The following is a 23,174-nucleotide window of genomic DNA, read 5'->3' as shown; positions in this document are numbered from 1 at the left end:
CGGCCACTGCTGCATTCTGATCAGGGATGGCATTACCAGCATCCCGCCTATCGTGCCCTGTTGGCAGGACAGGCGCTGACCCAGAGCATGTCACGCAAGGGCAACTGCCTGGACAATGCCGCGATGGAGAGTTTCTTCGGCACCCTGAAGGCCGAGTACTTCCATTTGCACCGATTCGACACCATTGGGCAGTTGCAGCAGGGCCTCGACCAGTACATCCATTACTACAACCACGAACGCATCAAGGTGAAGCTAAAAGGCCTGAGCCCCGTACAGTACAGGACTCAGGCCTTGAGCGCCGGCTAAATGAACCGTCCAACTATTGGGGGTCAGTTCATGGCATGGCCATGGGGGCGGTTCTAGTTATGCTCCGTCGAGCTTCGAGCTTCGAGCTTCGAGCTTCGAGCTTCGAGCTTCGAGCTCGGTCAAGGCAGCTCATCTTCCTCGGCATTTTCCTTGGGTGCCGGAATCATGTCCTCGCGCCTGAAACCGATCACCAGCAACAGCGCCGAGGCGACATAGATCGACGAGAAGGTACCAATGCCGACACCGATGATCAGCGCCAGGGCGAAATTGTGAATGGTGTCGCCGCCAAGCAGCAATAGCGCCAGCAACACCAGCAAGGTGGTGCCCGATGTCGCCAGGGTGCGGGCCAGGGTCTGGTTGATGGCTTCGTTGAAGATCATCGGCATGTCTTCGCTACGCGACTTGCGAATGTTCTCGCGGATGCGGTCGAAGATGATGATGGTATCGTTCAATGAGTAGCCGATCACCGCGAGTACCGCCGCCAGCGCGGTCAAATCGAAATCGAGCTGGAATATCGAAAACACGCCGAGCACGATGATGACGTCGTGAACCAGCGCCACCAGCGCGCCGATGGCAAACTTGTATTGAAAGCGAATCGCTACGTAGAGCGCCACCCCGGCCATTGCCACCAGCATGCCCAGGCCGCTCTGGTCGCGTAGCTGGTCGCCGACCTGCGAACCGACGAACTCGGCGCGTATCAGGTCGACGCTCTCACCACCCTGGCGCAGGGCCTGTATCACCTGCTCACCGACGGCGGGGTCGAACGCTTGCTGCAGGCGCACCAGCACATCGGTGGTGGCGCCAAAGGTCTGCACCGAGACGTTCTGATAGCCGGCGCTTTCCAGCAATTGGCGTATCGTATCCAGCGCAACGGGCGCAGCGTAGCGCACCTCCACCAAGGTGCCGCCGGTGAAGTCCAGGCCCAGGTTGAGCTGCTGGAACAGCAGCGCCGCCACGGAGATCAGTATCAGCGCCCCGGAGACGAAGAAGGCCAGGCGGCGCTTGCCCATGAAATCGAACTGTCGCATCGCGTTAGCCTCTTAAATCCAGAGTTTCTTCAACGGCTTGCCGCCGATGCTCAGGTTGACCATTGCCCGCGACACCATGATGCCGGTGAACAACGAGGTCAGGATGCCCAGGGACAGGGTCACGGCGAAGCCCTTGACCGGCCCGGTGCCGATCGAGAACAGAATCACCGCGACCAGCAGCGTGGTCAGGTTGCCATCGAGAATCGACGTGAAGGCTCGCTCGTAACCGGCATGAATGGCCTGCTGTATCGGCAACTTGGCGCGTATCTCCTCGCGTATTCGCTCGAAGATCAGCACGTTGGCATCCACCGCCATGCCCAGGGTGAGTACGATACCGGCGATGCCCGGCATGGTCAGCGTGGCGCCGAGCATCGACATCGCCGCGACCAGCAGAATCAGGTTGGTCATCAGTGCCAGGTTGGCAACCACGCCAAAGGCGCGATAGCGCACCAGCATGAATAGCACCACCAGCAGCATGCCGATCTGTACCGAGAGAACGCCTTGCTCGATATTGGCCTGTCCCAGGCTGGGTCCGATAGTGCGTTCGGCGACGAAGTAGATCGGCGCCGCCAGCGACCCGGAGCGCAGCAGCAGAGCCAGTTCGTCGGCCTCGGTGGGCGAGTCCAGCCCCGTGATACGGAAGCGATTGCTCAAGGCGCTCTGAATGGTTGCCAGGCTGATGATGCCGCGCTCGACGTAGGGAATACGCTTTTCGACCCGCTTGCCGTCCTCCATCACCATGCGCGTGCGGGTCTTGTTATCGATATAGATGACCGCCATGCCGCGTCCGATATTCGAGCGGGTGGCATTGTTCATCAGCGTGCCGCCGGTACCGTCCAGGTTGATGTTGACCTGCGGTCGGCCGTTCTCGTCGAAGCTGGTGCTGGCGCTGGAAACGCTGTCGCCGGTGATGATGACGTCGCGCATTACCTCGGCGGTACGCGATTCGTCGTTGCGAAAGGCGATGGTCTCGGTTTCGGAATCCGGTGTATCCGGGCGTGCCGCGAGGCGGAACTCCAGATTGGCGGTGGCGCCGACCACGCGCTTGGCGGCGGCGGTATCCTGAACCCCGGGGAGTTCGACGACGATGCGATCGGGGCCCTGGCGCTGGACCAGCGCCTCGGCGACACCCAGCTCATTGACACGATTGCGCAGGGTGGTGATGTTCTGGCTGATCGCGTAATCCTGAATTTCGTCGATTTGCTGCTGAGTCAGGCTCATTGCCAGCACGGCGGTCTGTCCGCCATCGCGATTCTCGTACTGGAAATCGGGGAACTGATTGCCGATCAGCTCGCGCGCTTCGCTGCGATCCTCTGCGTTGGCGAAGGCCAGCGTCAGGGAGTTGCCCTCGACCTGGGTATCGCGATAACGGATGTTTTCGCTGCGCAGGAGCTGGCGAATGGCGCTGGCGTTGACCTCGAGACGCTGGGTGAGCGCAGCCTGCATGTCGACTTGCAGCGCGAAATGCACGCCACCGCGTAGGTCGAGACCCAGGTTCATGGGCGCCGCACCCAGGCTTTCGAGCCAGGCGGGTGTCGACTCGGCCAGATTCAGTGCCACGGTGTAGTCGTCGTCGAGCATCTCGGCGACAATATCGCGTGCCTCGAGTTGATCGTCGTCGCTCTTCAGGCGAAACAGCGCACTGTTGTCATCGCTCTCGACGCGCTTGACGGCGATATCCGCCTCGCTGAGGGCATCTCGCAGGCGTTCGACCTGGCTTTCTTCCAGAGTGGCGCCGCCGGAACTGCTGACCTGAATGGCCGGATCCTCGGGGTAGAGGTTGGGAAGCGCGTAGATCAGGCCGGCGACGAGCACGCAAAGTATCAGCAGATACTTCCACAGGGGGTAACGGTTGAGCATGGAAGCCCTGTCCTTGTTGCTGACGCGGAAAATCGTTGCCGATCGAGCGACCGGCAACGAAAAAGGGAAATCAGAGAGACTTCAGCGTGCCCTTGGGCAGAACCGCGGCCACGGCGCTCTTCTGCACGTTGACCTCGGTGCCTTCGGCGATTTCCATGGAAATGAAGTCGTCGGTTACCTTGGTAATGCGTCCGATCAAGCCACCGCCGATGACGATTTCGTCACCCTTGGCGAGCCCGCCGATCAACTGCTTGTGTTGCTTGGCGCGCTTGGATTGCGGACGCCACAGCAGGAAGTAGAAGATCAGCACGAAGCCGACCAGCATGACGATCTGAGCGATACCGCCGCCCGCGGCCGCACCGCCTTCGGCGTGCGCCTCGGAAATGAAGAAATCCAGCATGGGTTGTCGTCTCCCGGACAGGTTACAGAGGTTGCGAAGCAGAACCGAACGCCAGGCGTCCGGTCGATAAACGGGTCTTGCTAACGGTTAGCTCGGCGCGTCGGGTACCGGCATGTCACGGCGCGCATAGAACGTTTCCACGAAGTTCGCCAATGTACCCGCTTCGATAGCACCGCGCAAACCGCTCATCACACGCTGGTAATGGCGCAGATTGTGGATGGTGTTGAGCATCGAGCCGAGCATTTCGCCGCAGCGATCCAGATGGTGAAGATAGCCGCGCGAGAAGTGCTGGCAGGTATAGCAATCGCAGCCTTCCTCGATGGGGCGCGTGTCATGACGATGCTTGGCGTTGCGAATCTTGACCGTGCCTTCGGCGCTGAACAGGTGGCCATTGCGGGCGTTGCGGGTCGGCATCACGCAGTCGAACATGTCGATGCCACGCCGCACACCCTCGACCAGGTCCTCGGGCTTGCCCACGCCCATCAGGTAGCGCGGCATCTCATCCGGCATCCAGGTCGGCAAATAGTCGAGCACCTCGATCATCGCTTCCTTGGGTTCGCCTACCGACAGCCCGCCGATCGCCAGGCCGTCGAAGCCGGTCTCCAGCAAGCCCTTGAGCGAGCGCTCACGCAGTTCAGGATACATGCCGCCCTGGATGATGCCGAACAGTGCCGAAGGCGAGTCGCCATGCGCGATACGCGAACGTTCGGCCCAGCGCAGCGAACGCTCCATCGAATGCTTCGCTTCTTCCTCGGTGGCCGGGTAGGGCGTGCACTCATCGAAGATCATCACCACGTCCGAGCCCAGCGAGCGCTGCACGGCCATCGATTCCTCGGGGCCCATGAACACCTTGGCGCCATCCACCGGCGAGCGGAAATGCACGCCCTGCTCGGTGATCTTGCGCATCGCGCCCAGCGAGAACACCTGGAAGCCGCCGGAGTCGGTGAGAATCGGTCTGTCCCACTGGGCGAAATCGTGTAGATCGCCATGCGCTTCGATCACCTCGACGCCGGGACGCAGCCACAGGTGGAACGTATTGCCGAGGATGATCTCGGCGCCGATGTCCTTGACGCTTTGCGGCGTCATGCCCTTGACGGTGCCGTAAGTGCCCACCGGCATGAACGCGGGGGTTTCAACCGTACCGCGAGGAAAGCTCAGCCGGCCTCGGCGGGCGCGCCCGTCGTTGGCCAGACGCTCGAAACTCATGAAGCATTCGTTGCGCATGGGGTTCTCGAAAAGTCAGGAATCTTGTGGGGTGCGAGTCAGGAACATGGCATCGCCGTAACTGAAGAAACTGTACCGCTCGTCGACGGCTGCGCGGTAGGCGTGCATCGTGTTGTCGTAGCCGGCGAAGGATGACACCAGCATCAACAGCGTCGATTCCGGCAGATGGAAGTTGGTCACCAGCGCGTCGACACAGCGCCATTGATAGCCCGGATAGATGAAAATATCGGTTTCGCCGCTGTAGGGGGCGATCTCGCCATCGGGGTCGTGCAGGCAGGCACTCTCGAGGCAGCGCACGCTGGTGGTGCCCACCGCGACTATTCTGTTGCCACGTGCCCTGGCGGCGCGTACCTGCTCGCTCACCGCTTCATCGACCTCGATCCATTCACTGTGCATGTGATGCTCGCGAATGTTATCGACACGTACCGGCTGAAAGGTACCGGCGCCGACATGCAGGGTGACGAAGGCGGTCTCGATGCCACGCTCGCGCATCGCCGCCATCAGCGGCTCGTCGAAATGCAGTCCGGCGGTGGGCGCGGCCACCGCGCCATCGCGACGCGCGTAAACGGTCTGGTAGCGCTCGCGGTCGGCGAGTTCGTCCTCGCGGGTGATATAAGGCGGCAATGGCATATGGCCGTGGCGTTCGAGCAACTCGATCAACGGTGTATCGCCGAGAAAGCGCAACTCGAACAGCGCATCGACTCGGCCCTCGACCACGGCGTTGATGCCGCCTTCGAAGATAAGCTCGGTGCCTGGCTTGGGCGACTTGCTGGCGCGGATATGCGCCAAGCCTCTATGTGCGTCCAGCGGACGCTCGAGCAGCATTTCCACACGCCCGCCGCTGGCCTTGTGGCCATGCAGCCGCGCGGGGATCACCCGGGTATCGTTGAATACCACCAGATCGCCGGGATCGAGCAACTCGAGCAGATCGGCGAAACGCCGGTGCGCCAATGCGCCGCTCTCGCCATCCACGCACAGCAGGCGGCAATCGCTACGCTGCTCGGAGGGGTAACGGGCGATCAACTCGTCGGGTAGATCGAAATGGAAATCGGCGCGCTGCATTCGGGTATCGGCTCGCTACGATAACGACAGGAAACGGGCAGCCCGAAGCTTAACCATTCGGGCAGGCGGCATAGGATACCCGTTCCATGGCGCTGCGTCAGGCGTATAACGCCATGTCATGATTGACCTCTGACCCGGTCTACGTATAATGCATCGCGCTGCCGGTGTGGCGGAATTGGTAGACGCAGCGGATTCAAAATCCGCCGCTGTAACAGGCGTGGGAGTTCGAGTCTCCCCACCGGCACCACAAATCAAGCGCTTAGCGGTTCCTTTCTTGCTTGATTCTTTTAGCAAAACCTCAAGTGTCAACATTGTGTCTACGCACCTTCGGAGCGTATGCATAGGGAATATGCTGTATGCCAGCAGCATACCCGCATATGGTTGACACGCGTCGCGTACCGAAGGCTCCGACGACGGCATCAAGCACCGCCGCCCTGGCCTCCGCCAATCTCGATCACGGCGCTGTCGATGGATTCGCCGACATATCTGACCTGCCTCAGTAGAGATTGACGGTTTCGCCGTTTGCGTCGATATCTATCCGGGTGGCGGCCGGTGACGTACTGAATCCGGGCAGAGTGCGTATATCCCCGGCCAGTGCGTAGACGAACCCGGCCCCGGCGGAGAGACGCACCTCGCGTACCGGCAGGCGCCACCCACCAGGCGCACCGAGCCGTGTCGGATCGGAGGACAGTGATAGGTGGGTCTTGGCGATGCATACCGGTAGGCTGCCGTGTCCCTGGCGCTGCCAAGTGTTCAGCCGCTCTCGAGCCTGGGGAGCGAAGTCGACGCCGTCGGCACCGTAGATGCGGGTCGCGACGCGCTCGATCTTGGCCGCCAAGGGCAATTCGTCAGGGTAGAGAAAGTCGAAATTCCTGTCGGCTTCGGTGGCTTCTGCCACCGCCTCGGCCAACGCCAGGGCCCCGTTACCACCGTCACTTACATGGGTGGAGACCTCGGCACGTACGCCCACTGAAGCCGCCAGATCACGGATCGCTGCGTACTCGCTGGGATGGTCGCCGGGGAAGGCATTGATTGCCACCACCGGAGTGAGTCCATGAGCGCGCACATTATCGATCTGCTTGAGGAGATTGGCCCCGCCTTCGTGGACCTCTTCCGGATGCTCCGCCAGCAGCGAGGCGGGGAGGGACTGGCCAGCGACCACCGGATGACGGCCGCTGTGGTACTTCAGGGCACGTACCGTGACCACTATCACGGCGGCGTCTGGTGTCAGGCCGGAAGCGCGGCACTTGATGTTGAAGAAGCGCTCGGCGCCCATGTCGGCACCGAATCCCGCCTCGGTGACCAGGAAGTCACTGGCGCACAGTCCGATGTGGTCGGCGATGATCGAGGAGTTGCCATGGGCGATATTGCCGAAGGGCCCGGCATGGATCAGTGCCGGAGCATGCTCCAGGGTCTGTAGCAGGTTGGGTTTGAGCGCTTCCTTGAGCAGCACGGTCATGGCGCCGGCAGCACCGACCTGTTCGGCGGTGACGGCCTCTCCCTCGCGATCCAGACCCACCACCAGACGCCCCAGTCGTTGGCGCAGGTCGGCGAGTGAGTCTGCCAGCGCCAGTACCGCCATGACCTCCGAAGCGGCGGTGATCTCGAAGCTCGCCTGGCGGGGCATGCCATCACCGGGTCCGCCAAGGCCCAGCACGATGTGTCTCAGGGCTCGATCGTTGAGATCGATGACCCTTTGCCAGTGGATCTCGCGAGGATCCAGCTCCGGTGTCAGGCGATGGTGCAGATGATTATCCACCATGGCGGCCAGCAGGTTGTGGGCTGCGCCCACTGCATGGAGATCGCCGGTCAGGTGCAGGTTGATGCGTTCCATGGGCAGCACCTGACTGTAGCCGCCGCCGGTGGCTCCGCCCTTGAGTCCCAGAGTGGGCCCCATGGAAGGCTGGCGTAGGGCCACGGTGGCGGTGTGTCCGAGACGCTGCAGGCCCTGCACCAGGCCGATGGCGGTGGTGGTCTTGCCTTCCCCGGGTGGGGTCGGGGTCATCGAGGTTACCACCACGTAGCGTCCACGCGGGTGACCGTTGCGGGCCGCCATCGCCGACAGGTCGAGTTTGGCGATTCCCCGGCCGTAGGGTTCCACTGCCTCGCCGGGTAGGCCCAGCTGGTGCGCGATCTCCTCGATGGGCCAGAGTCTTGCTGCCCGAGCAATACTCAGATTGTCGGTTGCCCCGATTGGGGCCGGTTCGGTCGCCTGGGGTGCCATCGGCGTGCCTCCTCGGGACGGAGTGGGTCTTCAGGCTCAGTATTGCGCGTCACCAGATAGGGGTTTGCCTGGTGGCGTCAGGGGCCTTGGGCACAGCGACATGACGGAACCGTGGCAGTGGCCGAAGGGATGGTCTATGCCTGTGGAGACGCTGATGCAGCCGTCGGCACCCATAAGAGGAAGGAGGTATGATGACACCCCCCATACCGGCCAAGGGGCACTACGATATCGGTTTCCTGCTGCTGCCGGGATTCTCCCAGCTCGCCTTCTCCTCGGCGCTGGAACCGCTGCGCATGGCTAACCATCTGGCCGATCGTACGCTCTATACCTGGCATCTCGTGAGTCGCGATGGTGCGGCTGTGGAGGCCAGCAGTGGTCTGGCCACCGCGGTGGATCAGGCGCTGGAGCCGATGCCGGCCCTGGACCTGTTGCTGGTATGCGGAGGCGTCGAGGTACAGCGATACGATGATCGTGCGACCCTGGCGTGGCTCAAGCGCCTGGCCGAGCGGCGCATTCCTCTGGGGGCGGTGTGCACCGGTGGCTATGTACTGGCTCGAGCGGGGCTGCTCGACGGTTATCGTTGTACCCTGCACTGGGAACACATTTCTAGCCTCCATGAAGCTCAGCGCTTCCCCGGTGTGGCCTTCACCTCGCAACTGTTTGTCATGGATCGCGACCGCTATACCTGTTCGGGAGGCATCGCGCCGCTGGACATGATGCTCAACCTGATTGGCCGCCAGCAGGGGCTGGCGCTGGCCGAGTCGATCGCTGAAGAGTTCATCCACGAGCGCATTCGTGGCGTGGGGGATCGTCAGCGTACTCCGTTGCGGGTGCGATTGGGCCACAGTCATCCCAAGCTGGAGGAGGTGGCCAATCTGATGGAAGCCAATCTGCAGGAGCTGCTGGAACTGGATGAACTGGCCAGTTACGCTGGGTTATCGCGGCGTCAACTGGAGCGGCTGTTCCAGCGCTATGTCGGCTGTCCACCGCTCAGGTTCTATCTGGAGCTACGCCTGGCCCGAGCACGGCTGCTGTTGTCACAGACCCATATGCCGATTACCGAGGTGGCCATGGCCTGCGGTTTCGTTTCGCCCCCGCACTTCACCAAGTGTTATCACGATTATTTCGGCCATTCGCCGAGTAGTGAGCGCAAGCGGCGTCATGATCGCCAGGCAGATCTCGTCGAGCCGCCAGAGGCAAGCGAGCCACCGCTCGACGGGACGGGGGAGAGTGAATCACTTCCCTGCGGTGACTAGCTGCGTGGTCGGGAATTTTCCTCGTCGTAGAGCGCTCGATAGCCCACCGCCGCGACACTGAGTGGATAGTGCTTGCCGAAATATTCCAGCAGCAGAGTGCGCCCTTGCTCGGCATGGTCGGCTGGCAGATAGCCCAGCGCGATGTTGCGGCCTAGCGAGGGCCCATAGGCGATGCTGGTGGTATAGGACCTCCGCCCAAGGCTATCCACCGGAACCTCGCCACTTTCGGGGTCAAGCAGGGGCGATTGGCCGACGGGATAGCGAGCCTGGCCGGAGGCGTCGAGATGTTGCTCCATCACCAGCGTACACAGATAAGCCGGCTGGCGGTCACGGGCACGCTGCTCCAGATAGGCGGTCTTGCCATGGAAATCGACGGCCTTGACCCTGGGTCTGGCGAGGCCCGCTTCAACCAGGTTGTAGTCGGTGAGCAGGTCGACATTCTGTAGCCGCAAGCTCTTCTCCAGGCGGCGGCTGTTGGCATAGGTCTCGATGCCTACCGGCGGAACTCCGGCCTCGAACAGCATGTCCCAGAGTGTCAGGCCGTAGCTGAAGGGCACGTAAAGCTCCCAGCCTTGTTCCCCCACATAGGAGATGCGAAAGGCCCACACCGGTAGACCTCGTACACGGATTTCCCGGGCAGTGGCGAAGGGAAAGTGCTCGTCGCTCAGCCCCTCGGGATCGTCGGCTAGTGCCTGCAATGTACGCCGGGCATTGGGGCCCCACAGGCCCAGCGTGGCCAGGCTATCGGTGCGGTCTTCCAGGTGCCAACGGGTCAGCCCGAAGGCCTCGGCCTGACGAGTGATCCACATCAGGTCACGGTGTCCGGTGTCTCCACCGCAGATGACCCGGTAGGTGTCTGCGGCCAGACGGACGATGGTCAGGTCCGAGTGGACACCGCCGAAGGCATCGAGAAAGTGGGTATATACCCCCTTGCCGAGAGGAGTGTCACCGCCCACCCTCGCCACCGACAAGCGTTCCAGCAGTGCTTCGGTGTCGTGGCCGGAGATATCGAAAATGGCGAAATGGGACAGATTGATCATTCCCACGTCATCGCTGAGCGCCAGTTGCTCGGCATTCGAGACTCGCCAGAAGTGACGGCTATCCCACTCCACCGGACGTTCGGGAACCTGCTCGAGATAGTGTGCCAGCCGGGTTTCGTTGCTGGCGTAACCGTGGGCTCGTTCCCAGCCCGCGGCCTCCATGAAATAGCCCCCGAGTTCGTTCTCCCGAGGCCAGAAGGGGCTACGTCTCAGGTTGCGCCCGCTCTCGAAAGGCTCGCGAGGATGCACCGGTGGATCGTAGATCTTGCGGGCGATCTCCAGGCAGCGGCCATACACGTGATGCGGCGTTTTCTGCACGGGATAGAAACGGGCAATGTCGATACCGCAGGGATCCATGGCCGGACGCCCGTCGGTGATCCAGTCAGCGAGTATCTTGCCCATGCCCGGGCCGTCCTTGACCCACACCGCTTCGCAGCACCACAGGCCACGGGTTTCCGATGCCTCGCCTATCAGCGAGCCACCGTCCGAGGTGACCGAGAGCAGGCCGTTGAAGGAGTGCTTCTCATCCCAGCCCAGTTCGCCGAGCAGTGGCGTGAGTTCCACGCCTCGCTCGAAGGGCTCGGCGATCTGATCGACCTCCAGATCGCGCATCGAAGGAGAGAGCCGAGCCTGATCCCGTGGAAGGATGTCGTGAGGGTGAACCAGGCGAGGCTGGGTGGTCTCGTAGTAGCCCCATTCCAGCATCCCCCCTTCGGTGGAGGTGGGGTCGCCGGTGTCGCGCATATAGGCGGAATTTCCCTGGTCACGCATCAACGGGTAACCGATCTCCTTGCCGGTACCGGCGAAAGTGTCGAAGGGGCCGAAGAACATCAGCGGGTGTTCCACCGGCATCAGTGGCAGCGCCACCCCGGCCATGGCCGCTGGTAGGGGACCCCAGATGCCGCAGGCGAGGATCACCACCGGCGTGGCGATATATCCCCTGGCAGTGTGGACACCGCATACCCGACCGGCCTGGACGTCGATGTCCTGCACGGGCGTATCGGCGAAGGCACGCAGATGACCGCTTTCCAGCGCACGTTCGATCAGTGTGCCGGCCACTCGCTGCGAACGGGGTACCACCAGACCGGCGTCGGGGTCCCACATACCCCCCAGCACCAGTTCACGTTCGAGGAGCGGGAAACATTCCACCACTTCGTCAGCATCGATCATGCTGACATTGGTGCCGAAGGCCCTGCCCGAGGCGACCTTGCGCTGGAGTTCGGCGAAACGCGCCTCGTCACCGACTCGCGCGATCTCTACGCCTCCGACCCGGTGATAGTGCCCCATCGACTCGTAGAATTGGCGACTGTAGGTGGTGGTGTAGCACGCCATGCGGTCGTGCGAAGTCATGAAGCAGAAATCGGAGGCGTGGGCAGTGGAGCCGACGTCGGTGGGAATCGCGGAAGCGTCGAGGCCCACCAGGTTGGTCCAGCCTCGCTCGATCAGGTGGTGAGCCACCGAGGCGCCGACAATGCCGCCCAGGCCAATGATCACCGCGTCCGCTTGCGAGGGTTGGGTCGCCATGGCCGTCCTCCCGGGAGCCGATCGCACTTCCGCAGGATAGGGCAGGGGTAGTGGGGCACGCTATCCCGCGGCGACGTCCCCTTGCCTCGCGACGACAGGGAGGCGGAAAGCTGTCGCCCACACCAAAAAGCTCGACGTCCACAGCGAGATGCACTGTGGCAGGCCGGTCTAGTGTCGAACTCAAGAGTGGCCGATGGAGGCCGCTCACCGGCATCGAGATAGTGGAGGAGGCGGTCATGAACCCTGCCATCGAAGACATCCAGCACCCCCCGGCGGCGCCGGAAATCCTGCTGTATCCACGCATCCGCAAGTCGCCGTTCTTTCATGCGTCACGCCGTCATGGGGTACGCAAGTACAGCGTCTACAACCATCACTACCATCCGCGTCTCTACACCGATCCGGTGGATGAATACTGGGCTCTGGTGCAGGGGGTGACGCTGTGGGACGTGGGAGTGGAGCGCCAGATCGAGATCAGTGGCCCCGATGCCTTCACCTTCATCCAGCGGCTGGTACCCCGCGATATGCGCCAGTGCCAGGTGGGGCAGTGCAAGTACGTGTTCGTGACCGGCCCTGACGGCGGCATTCTCAATGACCCAGTGTTGTTGCGTATCGAGGAGAACCGCTTCTGGTTGTCGCTGGCCGACAGCGACATCCTGCTGTGGTGCCGTGGCCTGGCCTGGCAGTCCGGTCTTGATGTCACCATCCAGGAAGTGGATGTGGCGCCGGTTCAGGTACAGGGGCCCGCAGCCAAGGCGGTGATGGTCGATCTGTTCGGCGAGGCAGTGCTGGCGATGCCCTACTATCACCTGATGGAGGCCGAGCTCGATAGCATGTCGGTTGTGGTCTCGCGTACAGGTTACTCCGGCGAGATCGGCTATGAGATCTACCTGCGCGACGCCAGCCTCCACGGCGAGGCGCTCTGGCAGCGGGTCTTCGAGGCCGGGCGTCCTCACGGCATGCAGGTGATCGGCCCCTGCCATATTCGCCGCATCGAAGGCGGTATCCTCGCCTTCGGTTGTGACATCTGGTACGACACCAATCCCTTCGAGGTCGGTATGGGCTATGACTGGATGGTCGACCTGCGCGGCGATGATGATTTCATCGGTCGGAGCGCCCTCGAGCGGATCAAAGCTGAGGGGGTATCGCGCAAACTGGTCGGGGTGGAGATCGATGGTCCCAGTGTCGGCTACTTCACCGACGGCTCGATGATCGATGTCTTTGCGGTATTGACCCCCGATGGTAAACGCATCGGTCAGGTCACCTCGGCGACCCGCTCACCACGTCAGGAGCGCAACATCGGCTATGCCATGGTGCCGGTGGAATATGCCGAGCTGGGTACGCCGTTACGCATCGAGGCCAATACCGGCCCACAGGATGCGCTGGTGGTAGCCAAGCCCTTCCACGATCCCAGTAAGGAAATCCCCAAGGCCTGAGCCGGTGGAGACGCCATGAATGACATCAATCGTGCTGCTTTGACAGCAGCCCTTGAGTCTTCCGCTCGGTTGGCGATCCGCTTCGAGTTGTTGCCGATCTCCGGCCTGCGGAAAGCCGCCCGTGAACTGCCCGAGGGAGCCGTGGTGACGGTGACCTGCTCGCCGCGCCACGGTCTTGAACGGACCCTTGAGGCTACCGAGTGGCTTGTCGGGGAGGGCTTCCGGGTGGTGCCACATCTCGCCGCGCGTCTGGTGCGCAACCATGGCCATCTGAAGCGTCTGCTCCAGCGTGTGGAGGCGCTGGGTATCGAGGATGTTTTCGTGGTGGGCGGTGATGTACCGCGAGCGGTAGGGGATTATCCCCATGGGCTGGCGCTGTTGGAGGCCATGGCCGGACTGGCCTTGCGCCCTGTGCGCATTGGGGTGCCCGCGTACCCCGAAGGCCATCATCGTATCGAGGCGCCCTGTCTGCAGCAGGACCTGGAGGCCAAGGCAGCGCTCGCCGACTATGCCGTCACTCAACTGTGCTTCGAGGCGCGACCACTGCTGGACTGGCGCGATTGGCAGGCGCGCCTCGGTCTGCGGTTGCCGGTGCATGCCGGCGTACCCGGAGTGATCGAGCGCAAGCGCCTGCTGGGCATTGCCCTACGCCTGGGGATTGGGTCTTCGGTGCAGGCGTTGCGACGCCAATCGGGGCGAATGAGCCGCTTGTTGGGACCCCTCGCCTATCGCCCCGACGCCCTGGTTGACGAGTTGGGGGCGAGATTGGGCGATTCTGTCAGCGGCTTTGCCGGGCTGCATGTCTATACCTTCAATCAGGTCGCCGCCACCCGCAACTGGCTGGAAGAGTTGGGCGATCGGCAGCTTACATCGTCCCCAGAGGCGAAGAGAGTGCCCTGCAAGTAGGGCCATGTTGTGGTGAGCGGACCTTTGTAGTGGCATAGTGAATCTGGCCACTGATTTTGAGTGTATGACTCGCATGCATAACCCTGCACATCCCGGTGCCGTGCTGCGTGAGTACCTCAGCGATATTACGGTTACCGAGGCGGCCTTGCGCCTTGGCGTCACGCGCGCCGCGCTTTTGCGGATTCTCAACGGCAGCGCCGGTATGGCGCTACGCTTGGAGCAGGCACTGGGCACCAGCGCCGAGATGTGGCTTGAAATGCAGCTAAAGCATGAGCTGTGGCAAGCCTCGTTGCGCCCGCGCGCACCGGTTGTCCCGCTGGGGTGAGGGTAAAGAGCCGGACAGCCCCGGCAAACCCGGAGCGGTCCATCCATGGTCAAGACCTACGCTGAGAACAGGAGTGGTAGCGATTACGTCGTCGGCGATATTCATGGTTGCTATGACCAGCTCATGCAGGCCATGCGCAGCGTTGGCTTCGATCAAGCACGTGACCGGCTGTTCAGCGTCGGCGACCTGATCGACCGGGGGCCGCGCTCCCTCGACTGCCTGAATTTGGTTCATGAGCCCTGGTTCCACGCCGTGCGTGGCAACCATGAAGAGTTGGCGCGCAAGGCGCTGCTCCATCCTTCTCCGCGAGGCATGGATTCATGGCTGATGAATGGCGGCAGCTGGTTCCTGGGCGAGCAGGCCGGCGACGTTCGTGTGGTTCTTGCGGATGCCCTGGAGCGGATGCCCTATGTGATGGAAGTCGAGGTCGCCGGCAGTCGGGTGGGTATCGTTCACGCCCAGCCGCCGGCCGCTTGGCGCGATGTGTATACGGCTGATGAAGCCGGGGTGCAGGATATGCTGTGGTCGCGCAGCCGTATCGCCAACGCGGACGAGACACCCGTTTCCGGTATTGATGCCGTGGTGGTCGGACACACGATTCTCGAGGCGCACAAGGTACTCGGCAACGTGGTATTCATCGACACCGGTGCCTTTGCCTCCAAAAGCGGCGGGTATCTCACCCTGGTTTCGCTTGAAGAGGTACTCGCGATGGTCAAGTAGGGCCGGGCATGAACTGGCGCGTACTCGGCCCTCCCGCGCGGGAGGGCTGGGCGTCGTTCAGTAAACTCCCTGCTCGATCATGGTATCGGCAACCTTGCGGAAGCCGGCGATATTGGCTCCCAATACCAGATTATGCGGCTGCTCGAACTCAGTGGCCGCCTCGGCACAGTGTCGGTGGATATTAGCCATGATGACCTGGAGTTTGGTGTCGACCTCTTCCAGGGACCATTGCTGCATGCTGCTGTTTTGGGCCATTTCCAGCTGGCTCGTGGCGACGCCGCCGGCATTGGCGGCCTTGCCGGGACCATAGGCTATTTTGGCTTCAAGCAGGCGATTTACGGCGTCGGCGGTAGATGGCATGTTGGCCCCCTCGCTGACACAATAAATGCCATTGTCGAGCATGGCCGCAGCATCCAGTTCAGTCAGCTCATTTTGAGTCGCGCAGGGGAAGGCAAGCTGTGCTTTGAAACGCCACACGGCATGGCCATTCTGTGGGTAACTCGGAGCTTCGATGTAGGTTGCCTCTGGATGGTGCTCGACATACTCGCGAAGCGAGCAGCGTTTGACTTCCTTGAGCAGCTTGAGAGTGCCGAGGTTAATGCCTTGCGAGTGATGGATCGTGCCTTGGGAATCCGAGCATGTAATCGGTAGGGCGCCTAGCTGGTATAGTTTCTCGATGGTGTAGATGGCGACGTTTCCAGCACCGGAAACCAGGCAGGTCTTGCCGACGATATCGTCGCCACGTGCCTTGAGCATATTCCGTGCGAAGTAAACGGCACCATAGCCGGTGGCTTCCTTGCGCCCCAGGGAGCCGCCCCAGTTCAACCCTTTGCCGGTGAGAATCCCTTCGTAGCGGCCGGTAAGGCGCTTGTACTGGCCATATAGATAGCCAATTTCGCGTGCGCCGACCCCGATATCGCCCGCCGGTACGTCGGTCGTCGGACCGATATGCCGATAGAGCTCGGACATGAACGCCTGACAGAAGCGCATGATCTCGCCATCCGACTTGCCCTTGGGGTCGAAGTTCGAGCCGCCCTTGCCGCCGCCAATGGGCAAGCCGGTTAGTGCATTCTTGAATATCTGCTCGAAACCCAGGAACTTGATAATGCTGGCGTTGACGCTGGGGTGGAAACGTAGCCCACCCTTATAGGGGCCGAGTGCCGAGTTGAACTGGATGCGGTAACCCTTGTTGACCCGGACCTTGCCCTGGTCGTCGACCCAACTGACACGAAACATGATTTGACGCTCTGGCTCGACGATACGCTCGATGATGCTGTGATCATGGTAGTGCGGATTAAGCTCAAGCAAGGGGCTTAGACAATCGAGCACCTCTTCGGCGGCCTGATAGAATTCGACTTGTGCCGGACTGCTCTGCTGTAGCTGTACAAGCGTATTGTGAACGTAGGACATAAGTGAGGTCGCCTTTGCCAAAGCCAGTGTGAAGCGATGCCCAGAAATGGTGCACCCACAGAAGTTAGTGCCACATTATGCAGCAAAGGCATGGCGCATGCGAAATGGTAATGACGTAGTCATTTCCGGGGATCGTTGTTGCCCGGCTTGTTCCCTGGGGTATTCTTGCGGTTCTGGTATTTGCTCCAAAACTGCTTGGCCGTGCGCTTGGCCTTCTCGCGGTTCTCCGGCTTTCTTAGCCAGTTGGCGACTGCCGCGCCGATAATTCGTTTCATCGTATTCTCCTGGCCTGTTCGGTCCGCTGCTTTCATCTAATCATATGGAGGCAATCGGTCGCGGGGTCAAGTTGTGCGGCTTCGCTCGTTATTCACCAGGCACGCTAAAATAGCCTTTGCTATACAAGTAACTACCTTAACAGGCCCTTTTCGCGGTTTTGCAGGGTGCGGCGATCGGTAAAATAGATGAGGCTAAGTCAGAGTTTCCTTTTACCCGGCTGCCTAACGGCGCCGGGATTTTTTTGCCCGATTGGTCGCTCCAACCCCATATGACCCTTGCTTCGCCATGGTCGGTTCGTGCGCTATTTGGCGAAACTTGACGTTTTGCGATTTCTAATATAGGCCGATAGTAAGGGAGGGGAACCGTACCCGTTACGGATAGAAGGATCGTTCGCTTCGCTTCCCATCTTTTGAATGCTGGCCTAAGGGAGAAGTCCCATGAAAAAGTCCCAAGTCCTACTGTTCTGCGTTCTGCTGATTCCGGTCATGGCCTTGGCGCAGGAATCCAATTCCCAGCCTGCAACCGACGATTCGCAGCAGCAGGCCAAAGCGGATCAAGCAAAGTCGGGTAAGTCCCAGGCTGCCCCCGAGGAGGTAGTGGAAGAGCAGTCCGGCGAGCAGGTGCGCTCCGCCCAACTCGTCGGTAGCGCCGTCGTCAATGCGTCGGATGAAGAGATCGGCACGATCGATGGCCTTTTACTGAGCAAACAGGGGCAAGTCGAAGGCATCATCGTCGGTGTCGGCGGTTTTCTTGGCATCGGCGAGAAGCACGTCGCGCTCGATTGGGGGGCCGTCGAAATTACCAGTGCCGAGGGCGAGGCCAATTATCAGGTAAGAACGACCCTCGACAGAGCCGCGCTTGAGAAGGCCCCGGAATTCAAGACGGAGGAGAAGCAGCAAGCCGAGCAGCGCAGGAAGGAGCAACTCGAAAAGCAAAAGCAGCAAGTTGGGCAATCGCCCGAGCAGGCTAATCAATAACGCGAATCGTCAAATTAATGAAAGCTCTTGTGCCGATGGCGTATTGATCGTTTTGAGTGGCAGTGAGATGTACTACTTTAGTCGTATATTTTGTGTCTTACCGTCGCTCTCATAAGCGCTTATCATCGAGCATGACCGCAGTCCTTCGCCTCTCGCAGGCGAAGGACTGTTTTTTTCTGGTTAATTCTGATGAATACAGAATTTTCCTGGGTACTACAGAGAGGGAGACTCTATGCAACGTCCCGTGATTATCCTTAGTCGGCTGGATGCCGAACGTTTACAGCGGCTGATCGACGGCGCCACGGAAAAGGACTACGCCGTAGCCGAAGCACTCGAAATCGAGCTGGAACGCGCCGAGGTGGTCGAACCCGAGGAAATGCCTGTCGATGTCGTCAGCATGAATAGCCAGGTGCGCTTCACCGAGTTGACGCGTAACAGCGAGTTGACGCGTACGCTGGTCTATCCACATGCGCTGGCCGATACCGAGGATGGCTTGTCGGTGATGGCGCCGGTCGGTGCGGCGCTACTCGGTTTGCGCGCCGGCGATACGATCGACTGGACGCTGCCGGATGGGCGCACCACGCACCTGCGCGTCGATGCGATTCTCTGGCAGCCCGAAGCCGCCCAGCAATATCATCGCTGAGGTGGGCCGCGATTGGACGCCGGAAGCGGGGCCGAACTAACTTATCCTGGCACCCACGTCGTAAGGAGACGATCAATGAACATCCGTCATTCAGCCATGCTGGCCATGTTGTTTGCCATGACGACCACGGCCTCGGCGCAGAGCCTGGATAGCCTCAAGGAGAGCGCCGGCGATCTCTTCTCCGGTGGCTCCGAAAGTGCATCGGGCGCTTCGTTTCTCGGTTCGCTTGGGTCCGGCTCGTTTTCTCTCGGCAGCATGGAAAACGTGGCTGGCGTACTCGGTTACTGCCAGGAGCAGGGCTATACCTCGAGTGCCACCGAGATGGCCAAGGATAGGCTAATGGAACAGATAGGCGGGCAGCAGGAAGCTTCCCAGGATAGCGCTTATCAGCAAGGGCTAAGCGGTATTCTGCAAGGCGAGGGGGATAAGAGCTTCAGTCTGGGCGGCGTCAAGGATCAGGTCGGCGAGAAGGTCTGCAATACCGTGGCCGATCAGGCCATATCATCGTTTCTCGGGGGTTGACCGACTGATGCCGCTGTCACTGTGGTTGTCGTTGGCGGCGGTCTGCGCCATGGGGGCGATGTCGCCGGGGCCGAGCCTGGCCATGGTGCTGCGTCACACGCTGGGTGGCGGGCGCACGCCGGGGGTTATCGCGAGCGTCAGTCACGCACTCGGGGTAGGGCTCTATGCGCTGCTGACGGTGTGGGGGCTAGGCGCGGTGATCACTCACCAGCCATTACTGTTCACGTTGATTACCTGGGGCGGCGCGGCCTACCTGGCGTGGCTGGGTGTCAAGGCATTACGCGCGGGGCGCGGTGGCGCGCTGGAGGCTCGGGCGGTGGTGACCAATCATGCCCAGGCCGCGCGTGACGGTGTGCTGGTGGCGCTGGCCAATCCCAAGCTGATTCTGTTTTTCGTTGCTTTGCTCAGCCAATTCGTGAGCGCCGACATGGGTTGGAATGCCAAGGCGCTGATCGTCGCCACCGCCACGCTGATCGATGGCGCCTGGTACGTGCTGGTGGCGGTGGCGCTTTCCCATTCGGCGGTGCTGCCCTGGCTTCAGGCTCGCGCCCACTGGATCAACCGCGTTACCGGGGTGTTGTTGATCGGCGTGGCGTTACAGGTTGTGCTGGGCTAACTCGCTTGCGGTCAATGATGATGACCGTCGGCGGCGGAGACGCCTGCACCGGCTCGCTGTACTCGGACTTCGACTTCCAGGCTGCCACGATTGGCGAATTCCAGCGTCAGCGGGAATTTGTCGCCGACTTTCAGCGCGTCTTTCAGCCCGATCAGCATGAAGTGCGCGCCACCACCGGGACGCATCTTCACGGTCACACCCGGTGACACGTCCAGGCTTTCTAGCCGACGCATGCGCATGATGCCGTTGTCCATCGACATGGCGTGAATCTCTACCGCTTCGCTGATCGGTGAACTGGCACCCACCAGGCTGACCGAATCGCCCTCGGCGCTGATATCCAGATAGGCGGCTCCGCTGGGTGCCCCCGGCGGGGTCGGCGTGGCGAACGGGTGGGCGATGCGCACTCCGTTATCGTTGACCTCGTGGGCCTGGGCGGCGGGCGCTAGAAGAAGCGCTGCGAGTAGCGATAGGGCAAGCAGACGCGGCATATCTTTCATCCTGAATTAAGCGATTCTGGCAAGAATGGCCTCCAGCGGCGCATCGGGAGGCAGCACACCGTAGACCGGGCTGGCGCCATCGCCCAGCCGACTGCGGCAGAACGTTTCGGCGATGGCGTGGGGCGCATGCCTGAGCAGCAACGAGGCTTGCAGGCATTGCGCCATGCGTTGGGTCAGCCAGCGGGCGTTGGCCTGTAGGGTCTCGGTGGGCTGGCCGAGTGCCTGTTCCAGCCGCTCGACGGCGGTGTCGTAGTCGGGCGAGCCGCCGCGCGCGGCATTCAATTCGTCGCGCAGCGCGACGACGCTCTCCGGGTGACGCTCCAACACGCGCAGCACGTCCAGACACATCACGTTGCCCGAGCCTTCCCAGATCGAATTCACCGGTGCCTCGCGATACAGTCGCGCCAGCGGGGTTTCCTCAACGTAGCCGATGCCGCCCAGACACTCCATGGCTTCGGCCATGAAGCCCGGGCCGCGCTTGTTGTGCCAGTATTTGCCGAGCGCGGGGGCGAGGCGTGCCAGGGCGCGTTCGCGTTCGTCATCGGCTGCATCGAAGGTGCGCGCGGTACGCATCACCAGAGCCAGGCTGGCCTCGGTTTCCAGGGCCAGATCGGCGATCACCCGGCGCATCAAGGGTTGATCGCTGAGCCGCCGACCGAACGCCTGACGCTCGCTGACATGACTCCAGGCCTCGAGCAGTGCCTGGCGCATCATGCCGGCCGGGGCCGTGGCGGCATCCAGGCGGGTCTGCTGGACCATTTCCAATATGGTCGCGATGCCGCGTCCGGGCTCGCCGACGGCTTCGGCGAAGGCGCCACGATACTCGATTTCGGCCGAAGCATTGGCACGATTGCCGCACTTGTCCTTGAGACGCTGCAACTCGATGGCATTGCGCTCGCCGTCGGGCGTGAAACGCGGTACCAGAAAGCAGCCCAGGCCATCGTCGGTCTGCGCCAGGGTCAGGAAGGCGTCCGACATCGGCGCGCTGCAAAACCACTTGTGGCCGGTAAGCAGGAAGCCTTCCCCCACGGCAACGGCCTGGGTGGCATTGGCACGTACATCGCTGCCGCCCTGCTTTTCGGTCATCGCCATGCCGAAGGTAACGGCGGGTTTCTCCCAGGCCGGTACCGCGCGCTCGTCGTAATCCCAGGCCAGCAGCCGTGCGCTCCATTCATCGTAGATGCGCGGTTCGCGACGCAACGCCGGTAGCGCGGCGTGGGTCATGGTCAGCGGGCAGCAAAAGCCCGGCTCGGCCTGGGTGAGCAGATACATCGCGGCGATATGCGCCTGGTGGCCGCCGCGATGCTCTTCCTCCCAGGCCACGCCATGCCAGCCATGATCGAAGGCCAGATGCATCAATTGATGATAGGCGGGGTGATAGCGAACCTCATCGAGGCGGCGGCCATGGCGGTCGAACAGGCGTAGCTGGGGTGGGTAGCGATTGGCGTCTTCGCCGAGTGCCTGTACTTCGGCACTACCCACCGCGGCGCCGAGCGGCGCGAGCCGGCGCGCGACCCAGTCTGGCGCTTCGCGAGCCAGCGCTTCGCGCAGGGGGGTGTCGAGTGCCAGAAAATCACGATCGTCGGCGGGCAACGGCTGGTTTTCGACGTTATGGGTCGCCAGGCGGTGGCGTGGCGCGCGATCGGCCATAAGCAGTAACTCCTGAGAGTATCGCCTTGAGCATGGCGCCGCGCCGCACGCCGGTCAATCCCGACGTGGGCGAGATGACGCTGCGACGCATACGGGCCGGCTTGGCGCGTCGCGGCTATCCTGTAAAAAACGCTGAATCGCCGGCGGCGCATCCGCGGTGGCTGGCATGATATTGATAGACATGGCATCTTTTCGCTCGAACACTGCGAATCGGCTCGTTATGCATATCTACGATCAGGACTGTCGCACGCAAAGCGGCGAACCTTTCAATTTGCGTGCCTTGCGCGGCCAGGTGTTGTTGGTCGTCAATGTCGCCAGCCGTTGTGGCTATACGCCACAACTGGCCGAGTTGGAGCGCCTGTATCGTCGCTATCGGGATCAGGGCTTCACCGTGCTGGCTTTTCCCTGCAATCAGTTCGCGCGGCAATCGCCGGAATCCTCGACGGCCTTCGCCCGGTTCTGCGAGCGCGATTACGGTGTGACGTTTCCGCTGATGGAGAAAGTGCGCGTCAATGGTCGTGGCGCGCATCCGTTGTTCGTGTTGTTGCGTCGCCAGGCGCCCGGCGTGCTGGGCAGTACGACGATCAAATGGAATTTCACCAAGTTCCTGGTCGGTCGCGATGGCCAGGTGATCCGCCGTTTCGGCCCCCGCGATGGCAGGCGGCACATGATGCCGGCGTTGGAGGCGGCGCTGGATACGCCTTTTTCGGCTTGAGATACGGGCTGCTAGGTCGGTGGCTGTTCGCCACGCGCGGCCATCAGCCGTGTCATCAGTTGGTTCCAGCGGTGGCGAGTCATCATCGTGGTGAGCCCCGAAAATAGCGTCCAGAAGCCCTTGCGCCAGCCGCGCAGACGGCGGTAATGGCCCACCAATTGGCGCAGCAGGCGGTCTTCATTGAAGGACCGCCATTCGCTGCCAGCAACCGACACCTGATGGCGTGAGAGCACCGGTGCCAGCTCCAGACGGAAGATCCATTCCAATTGATCGAGGCTCAGATCGTGGCGTTCGATGACTTCGATCATGCGCGCGTAGTCGGTTTCGCCGGGCTCGCGCTCGAGCCACAGCGGGGCCAGCGCCAACCATAGCTCACCGCGCTCGGCGACCAGCGTCTCGATATCCATCATGGTAATGCTCCCTTGCCGCAACGACGGCATCTTCGAACAAGGGCTCGGCGAGCACAAGGTCAGCACAAGGCAAGCAGGGCGGACAGTTCGCCAGTGAGCCGCTAGAATAGCCGCATTAACTCGCTCTGCGCCCCTCGGTATTCGGTGCGC

23 protein-coding genes and 1 tRNA gene are annotated in these 23,174 nt (G+C 61.8%); 12 read left to right on the top strand and 12 right to left on the bottom strand.

The features are described 5' to 3' along the window. The coding region (locus BLR92_RS19180) for an IS3 family transposase (protein ID WP_139171627.1) at window positions 1–306 on the top strand (306 nt) is incomplete at its 5' end. Window positions 307–425: 119 nt separating this feature from the next. Here the strand turns inward: BLR92_RS19180 and secF are convergent. The 5 genes from secF to queA all read right to left on the bottom strand — a co-directional run bounded on the left by secF (window position 426) and on the right by queA (window position 5,880). After that, window positions 426–1,334, bottom strand: a complete 909-nt coding sequence (gene secF, locus BLR92_RS19175; RefSeq protein ID WP_089730895.1) for a protein translocase subunit SecF — start codon at window positions 1,332–1,334, stop codon at window positions 426–428. A gap of 12 nt (window positions 1,335–1,346) precedes the next feature. After that, window positions 1,347–3,194 (bottom strand): protein translocase subunit SecD, encoded by a 1,848-nt coding sequence (gene secD / locus BLR92_RS19170; RefSeq protein ID WP_089730894.1) that lies wholly within the window; start codon window positions 3,192–3,194, stop codon window positions 1,347–1,349. Between the two features lie 70 nt (window positions 3,195–3,264). Continuing rightward, complete coding sequence (yajC, locus tag BLR92_RS19165) at window positions 3,265–3,594, bottom strand: preprotein translocase subunit YajC (protein ID WP_089730893.1); 330 nt, start codon at window positions 3,592–3,594, stop codon at window positions 3,265–3,267. Between the two features lie 87 nt (window positions 3,595–3,681). Then, window positions 3,682–4,800: a tRNA guanosine(34) transglycosylase Tgt gene (gene tgt, locus BLR92_RS19160; protein WP_089730897.1), complete on the bottom strand. Its 1,119-nt coding sequence runs from the start codon at window positions 4,798–4,800 to the stop codon at window positions 3,682–3,684. A 33-nt stretch (window positions 4,801–4,833) separates the two neighbouring features. Further along, on the bottom strand, window positions 4,834–5,880 hold the full coding sequence (queA, locus tag BLR92_RS19155) for a tRNA preQ1(34) S-adenosylmethionine ribosyltransferase-isomerase QueA (RefSeq protein WP_089730892.1): 1,047 nt from the start codon (window positions 5,878–5,880) through the stop codon (window positions 4,834–4,836). Window positions 5,881–6,040: 160 nt separating this feature from the next. Between queA and BLR92_RS19150 the strand changes: the two genes are divergently transcribed. Further along, window positions 6,041–6,127: transfer RNA gene (locus BLR92_RS19150), tRNA-Leu, on the top strand. Between the two features lie 249 nt (window positions 6,128–6,376). Here BLR92_RS19150 and BLR92_RS19145 read toward each other — a convergent pair. Further along, window positions 6,377–8,104, bottom strand: a complete 1,728-nt coding sequence (locus BLR92_RS19145) for a formate--tetrahydrofolate ligase (protein ID WP_089730891.1) — start codon at window positions 8,102–8,104, stop codon at window positions 6,377–6,379. A gap of 188 nt (window positions 8,105–8,292) precedes the next feature. Here BLR92_RS19145 and BLR92_RS19140 point away from each other — a divergent pair, with 188 nt between their 5' ends. Beyond that, window positions 8,293–9,360, top strand: a complete 1,068-nt coding sequence (locus BLR92_RS19140; protein ID WP_089730890.1) for a GlxA family transcriptional regulator — start codon at window positions 8,293–8,295, stop codon at window positions 9,358–9,360. Here BLR92_RS19140 and BLR92_RS19135 read toward each other — a convergent pair. Next, window positions 9,357–11,924 (bottom strand): GcvT family protein, encoded by a 2,568-nt coding sequence (locus BLR92_RS19135; RefSeq protein ID WP_089730889.1) that lies wholly within the window; start codon window positions 11,922–11,924, stop codon window positions 9,357–9,359. The two genes, BLR92_RS19140 and BLR92_RS19135, sit on opposite strands and share 4 nt — an antisense overlap. A gap of 236 nt (window positions 11,925–12,160) precedes the next feature. On the opposite strand from BLR92_RS19135, the gene BLR92_RS19130 reads away from it, so the two are divergent. The 4 genes from BLR92_RS19130 (at window position 12,161) to BLR92_RS19115 (ending at window position 15,308) form a co-directional block, all read left to right on the top strand. Next, complete coding sequence (locus BLR92_RS19130; protein ID WP_089730888.1) at window positions 12,161–13,357, top strand: glycine cleavage T C-terminal barrel domain-containing protein; 1,197 nt, start codon at window positions 12,161–12,163, stop codon at window positions 13,355–13,357. A 15-nt stretch (window positions 13,358–13,372) separates the two neighbouring features. Next, window positions 13,373–14,263 (top strand): methylenetetrahydrofolate reductase, encoded by an 891-nt coding sequence (locus tag BLR92_RS19125; protein WP_089730887.1) that lies wholly within the window; start codon window positions 13,373–13,375, stop codon window positions 14,261–14,263. 73 nt (window positions 14,264–14,336) lie between these two features. After that, window positions 14,337–14,588 (top strand): HigA family addiction module antitoxin, encoded by a 252-nt coding sequence (locus BLR92_RS19120; protein WP_340148227.1) that lies wholly within the window; start codon window positions 14,337–14,339, stop codon window positions 14,586–14,588. A gap of 45 nt (window positions 14,589–14,633) precedes the next feature. After that, window positions 14,634–15,308, top strand: a complete 675-nt coding sequence (locus BLR92_RS19115) for a metallophosphoesterase (protein WP_089730885.1) — start codon at window positions 14,634–14,636, stop codon at window positions 15,306–15,308. A 57-nt stretch (window positions 15,309–15,365) separates the two neighbouring features. On the opposite strand, the gene gdhA is transcribed toward BLR92_RS19115, so the two are convergent. Next, the gene (gdhA, locus tag BLR92_RS19110; protein WP_089730884.1) at window positions 15,366–16,718 is read right to left on the bottom strand and encodes an NADP-specific glutamate dehydrogenase; all 1,353 of its coding nucleotides are present in this window, start codon (window positions 16,716–16,718) and stop codon (window positions 15,366–15,368) included. 119 nt (window positions 16,719–16,837) lie between these two features. Continuing rightward, window positions 16,838–16,993, bottom strand: coding sequence for a hypothetical protein (locus BLR92_RS19795; RefSeq protein ID WP_175488857.1), 156 nt, complete (start codon window positions 16,991–16,993; stop codon window positions 16,838–16,840). Window positions 16,994–17,431: 438 nt separating this feature from the next. On the opposite strand from BLR92_RS19795, the gene BLR92_RS19105 reads away from it, so the two are divergent. The 4 genes from BLR92_RS19105 to BLR92_RS19090 all read left to right on the top strand — a co-directional run bounded on the left by BLR92_RS19105 (window position 17,432) and on the right by BLR92_RS19090 (window position 19,752). After that, complete coding sequence (locus tag BLR92_RS19105; protein ID WP_089730883.1) at window positions 17,432–17,971, top strand: PRC-barrel domain-containing protein; 540 nt, start codon at window positions 17,432–17,434, stop codon at window positions 17,969–17,971. 232 nt (window positions 17,972–18,203) lie between these two features. Continuing rightward, window positions 18,204–18,614 (top strand): nucleoside diphosphate kinase regulator, encoded by a 411-nt coding sequence (gene rnk, locus BLR92_RS19100; protein ID WP_089730882.1) that lies wholly within the window; start codon window positions 18,204–18,206, stop codon window positions 18,612–18,614. Window positions 18,615–18,689: 75 nt separating this feature from the next. Further along, complete coding sequence (locus BLR92_RS19095) at window positions 18,690–19,136, top strand: DUF2501 domain-containing protein (protein ID WP_089730881.1); 447 nt, start codon at window positions 18,690–18,692, stop codon at window positions 19,134–19,136. Window positions 19,137–19,143: 7 nt separating this feature from the next. After that, window positions 19,144–19,752 carry a LysE family translocator gene (locus BLR92_RS19090; protein ID WP_089730880.1) on the top strand — a complete coding sequence of 203 codons (609 nt, stop codon included), beginning with the start codon at window positions 19,144–19,146 and terminating at the stop codon, window positions 19,750–19,752. An 11-nt stretch (window positions 19,753–19,763) separates the two neighbouring features. On the opposite strand, the gene BLR92_RS19085 is transcribed toward BLR92_RS19090, so the two are convergent. Continuing rightward, on the bottom strand, window positions 19,764–20,240 hold the full coding sequence (locus tag BLR92_RS19085) for a copper chaperone PCu(A)C (protein WP_217636615.1): 477 nt from the start codon (window positions 20,238–20,240) through the stop codon (window positions 19,764–19,766). A 15-nt stretch (window positions 20,241–20,255) separates the two neighbouring features. Beyond that, the gene (locus BLR92_RS19080; RefSeq protein ID WP_089730878.1) at window positions 20,256–21,899 is read right to left on the bottom strand and encodes an acyl-CoA dehydrogenase family protein; all 1,644 of its coding nucleotides are present in this window, start codon (window positions 21,897–21,899) and stop codon (window positions 20,256–20,258) included. A 220-nt stretch (window positions 21,900–22,119) separates the two neighbouring features. Here BLR92_RS19080 and BLR92_RS19075 point away from each other — a divergent pair, with 220 nt between their 5' ends. After that, window positions 22,120–22,614, top strand: a complete 495-nt coding sequence (locus BLR92_RS19075) for a glutathione peroxidase (protein ID WP_089730877.1) — start codon at window positions 22,120–22,122, stop codon at window positions 22,612–22,614. 11 nt (window positions 22,615–22,625) lie between these two features. Here the strand turns inward: BLR92_RS19075 and BLR92_RS19070 are convergent, their stop codons facing one another. Then, window positions 22,626–23,021, bottom strand: coding sequence for a DUF7079 family protein (locus BLR92_RS19070; protein WP_089730896.1), 396 nt, complete (start codon window positions 23,019–23,021; stop codon window positions 22,626–22,628). Window positions 23,022–23,174 lie beyond the last annotated feature (153 nt).

Origin of the sequence: Modicisalibacter muralis (assembly GCF_900102945.1) — a bacterium.
Taxonomy (GTDB): Bacteria; Pseudomonadota; Gammaproteobacteria; order Pseudomonadales; family Halomonadaceae; genus Modicisalibacter; species Modicisalibacter muralis.
The sequence above is the reverse complement of the archived record's forward strand: the minus strand, read 5'-3'. Positions and strand labels throughout refer to the sequence as shown.

Excerpts from the sequence above, each read along its gene's own strand:
- secF (WP_089730895.1), bottom strand. The coding sequence starts at position 1,334 with ATGCGACAGTTCGATTTCATGGGCAAGCGCCGCCTGGCCTTCTTCGTC.
- secD (WP_089730894.1), bottom strand. The coding sequence starts at position 3,194 with ATGCTCAACCGTTACCCCCTGTGGAAGTATCTGCTGATACTTTGCGTG.
- yajC (WP_089730893.1), bottom strand. The coding sequence starts at position 3,594 with ATGCTGGATTTCTTCATTTCCGAGGCGCACGCCGAAGGCGGTGCGGCC.
- tgt (WP_089730897.1), bottom strand. The coding sequence starts at position 4,800 with ATGAGTTTCGAGCGTCTGGCCAACGACGGGCGCGCCCGCCGAGGCCGG.
- queA (WP_089730892.1), bottom strand. The coding sequence starts at position 5,880 with ATGCAGCGCGCCGATTTCCATTTCGATCTACCCGACGAGTTGATCGCC.
- BLR92_RS19145 (WP_089730891.1), bottom strand. The coding sequence starts at position 8,104 with ATGGCACCCCAGGCGACCGAACCGGCCCCAATCGGGGCAACCGACAAT.
- BLR92_RS19140 (WP_089730890.1), top strand. The coding sequence starts at position 8,293 with ATGATGACACCCCCCATACCGGCCAAGGGGCACTACGATATCGGTTTC.
- BLR92_RS19135 (WP_089730889.1), bottom strand. The coding sequence starts at position 11,924 with ATGGCGACCCAACCCTCGCAAGCGGACGCGGTGATCATTGGCCTGGGC.
- BLR92_RS19130 (WP_089730888.1), top strand. The coding sequence starts at position 12,161 with ATGAACCCTGCCATCGAAGACATCCAGCACCCCCCGGCGGCGCCGGAA.
- BLR92_RS19125 (WP_089730887.1), top strand. The coding sequence starts at position 13,373 with ATGAATGACATCAATCGTGCTGCTTTGACAGCAGCCCTTGAGTCTTCC.
- BLR92_RS19120 (WP_340148227.1), top strand. The coding sequence starts at position 14,337 with ATGCATAACCCTGCACATCCCGGTGCCGTGCTGCGTGAGTACCTCAGC.
- BLR92_RS19115 (WP_089730885.1), top strand. The coding sequence starts at position 14,634 with ATGGTCAAGACCTACGCTGAGAACAGGAGTGGTAGCGATTACGTCGTC.
- gdhA (WP_089730884.1), bottom strand. The coding sequence starts at position 16,718 with ATGTCCTACGTTCACAATACGCTTGTACAGCTACAGCAGAGCAGTCCG.
- BLR92_RS19795 (WP_175488857.1), bottom strand. The coding sequence starts at position 16,993 with ATGAAACGAATTATCGGCGCGGCAGTCGCCAACTGGCTAAGAAAGCCG.
- BLR92_RS19105 (WP_089730883.1), top strand. The coding sequence starts at position 17,432 with ATGAAAAAGTCCCAAGTCCTACTGTTCTGCGTTCTGCTGATTCCGGTC.
- rnk (WP_089730882.1), top strand. The coding sequence starts at position 18,204 with ATGCAACGTCCCGTGATTATCCTTAGTCGGCTGGATGCCGAACGTTTA.
- BLR92_RS19095 (WP_089730881.1), top strand. The coding sequence starts at position 18,690 with ATGAACATCCGTCATTCAGCCATGCTGGCCATGTTGTTTGCCATGACG.
- BLR92_RS19090 (WP_089730880.1), top strand. The coding sequence starts at position 19,144 with ATGCCGCTGTCACTGTGGTTGTCGTTGGCGGCGGTCTGCGCCATGGGG.
- BLR92_RS19085 (WP_217636615.1), bottom strand. The coding sequence starts at position 20,240 with ATGCCGCGTCTGCTTGCCCTATCGCTACTCGCAGCGCTTCTTCTAGCG.
- BLR92_RS19080 (WP_089730878.1), bottom strand. The coding sequence starts at position 21,899 with ATGGCCGATCGCGCGCCACGCCACCGCCTGGCGACCCATAACGTCGAA.
- BLR92_RS19075 (WP_089730877.1), top strand. The coding sequence starts at position 22,120 with ATGCATATCTACGATCAGGACTGTCGCACGCAAAGCGGCGAACCTTTC.
- BLR92_RS19070 (WP_089730896.1), bottom strand. The coding sequence starts at position 23,021 with ATGGATATCGAGACGCTGGTCGCCGAGCGCGGTGAGCTATGGTTGGCG.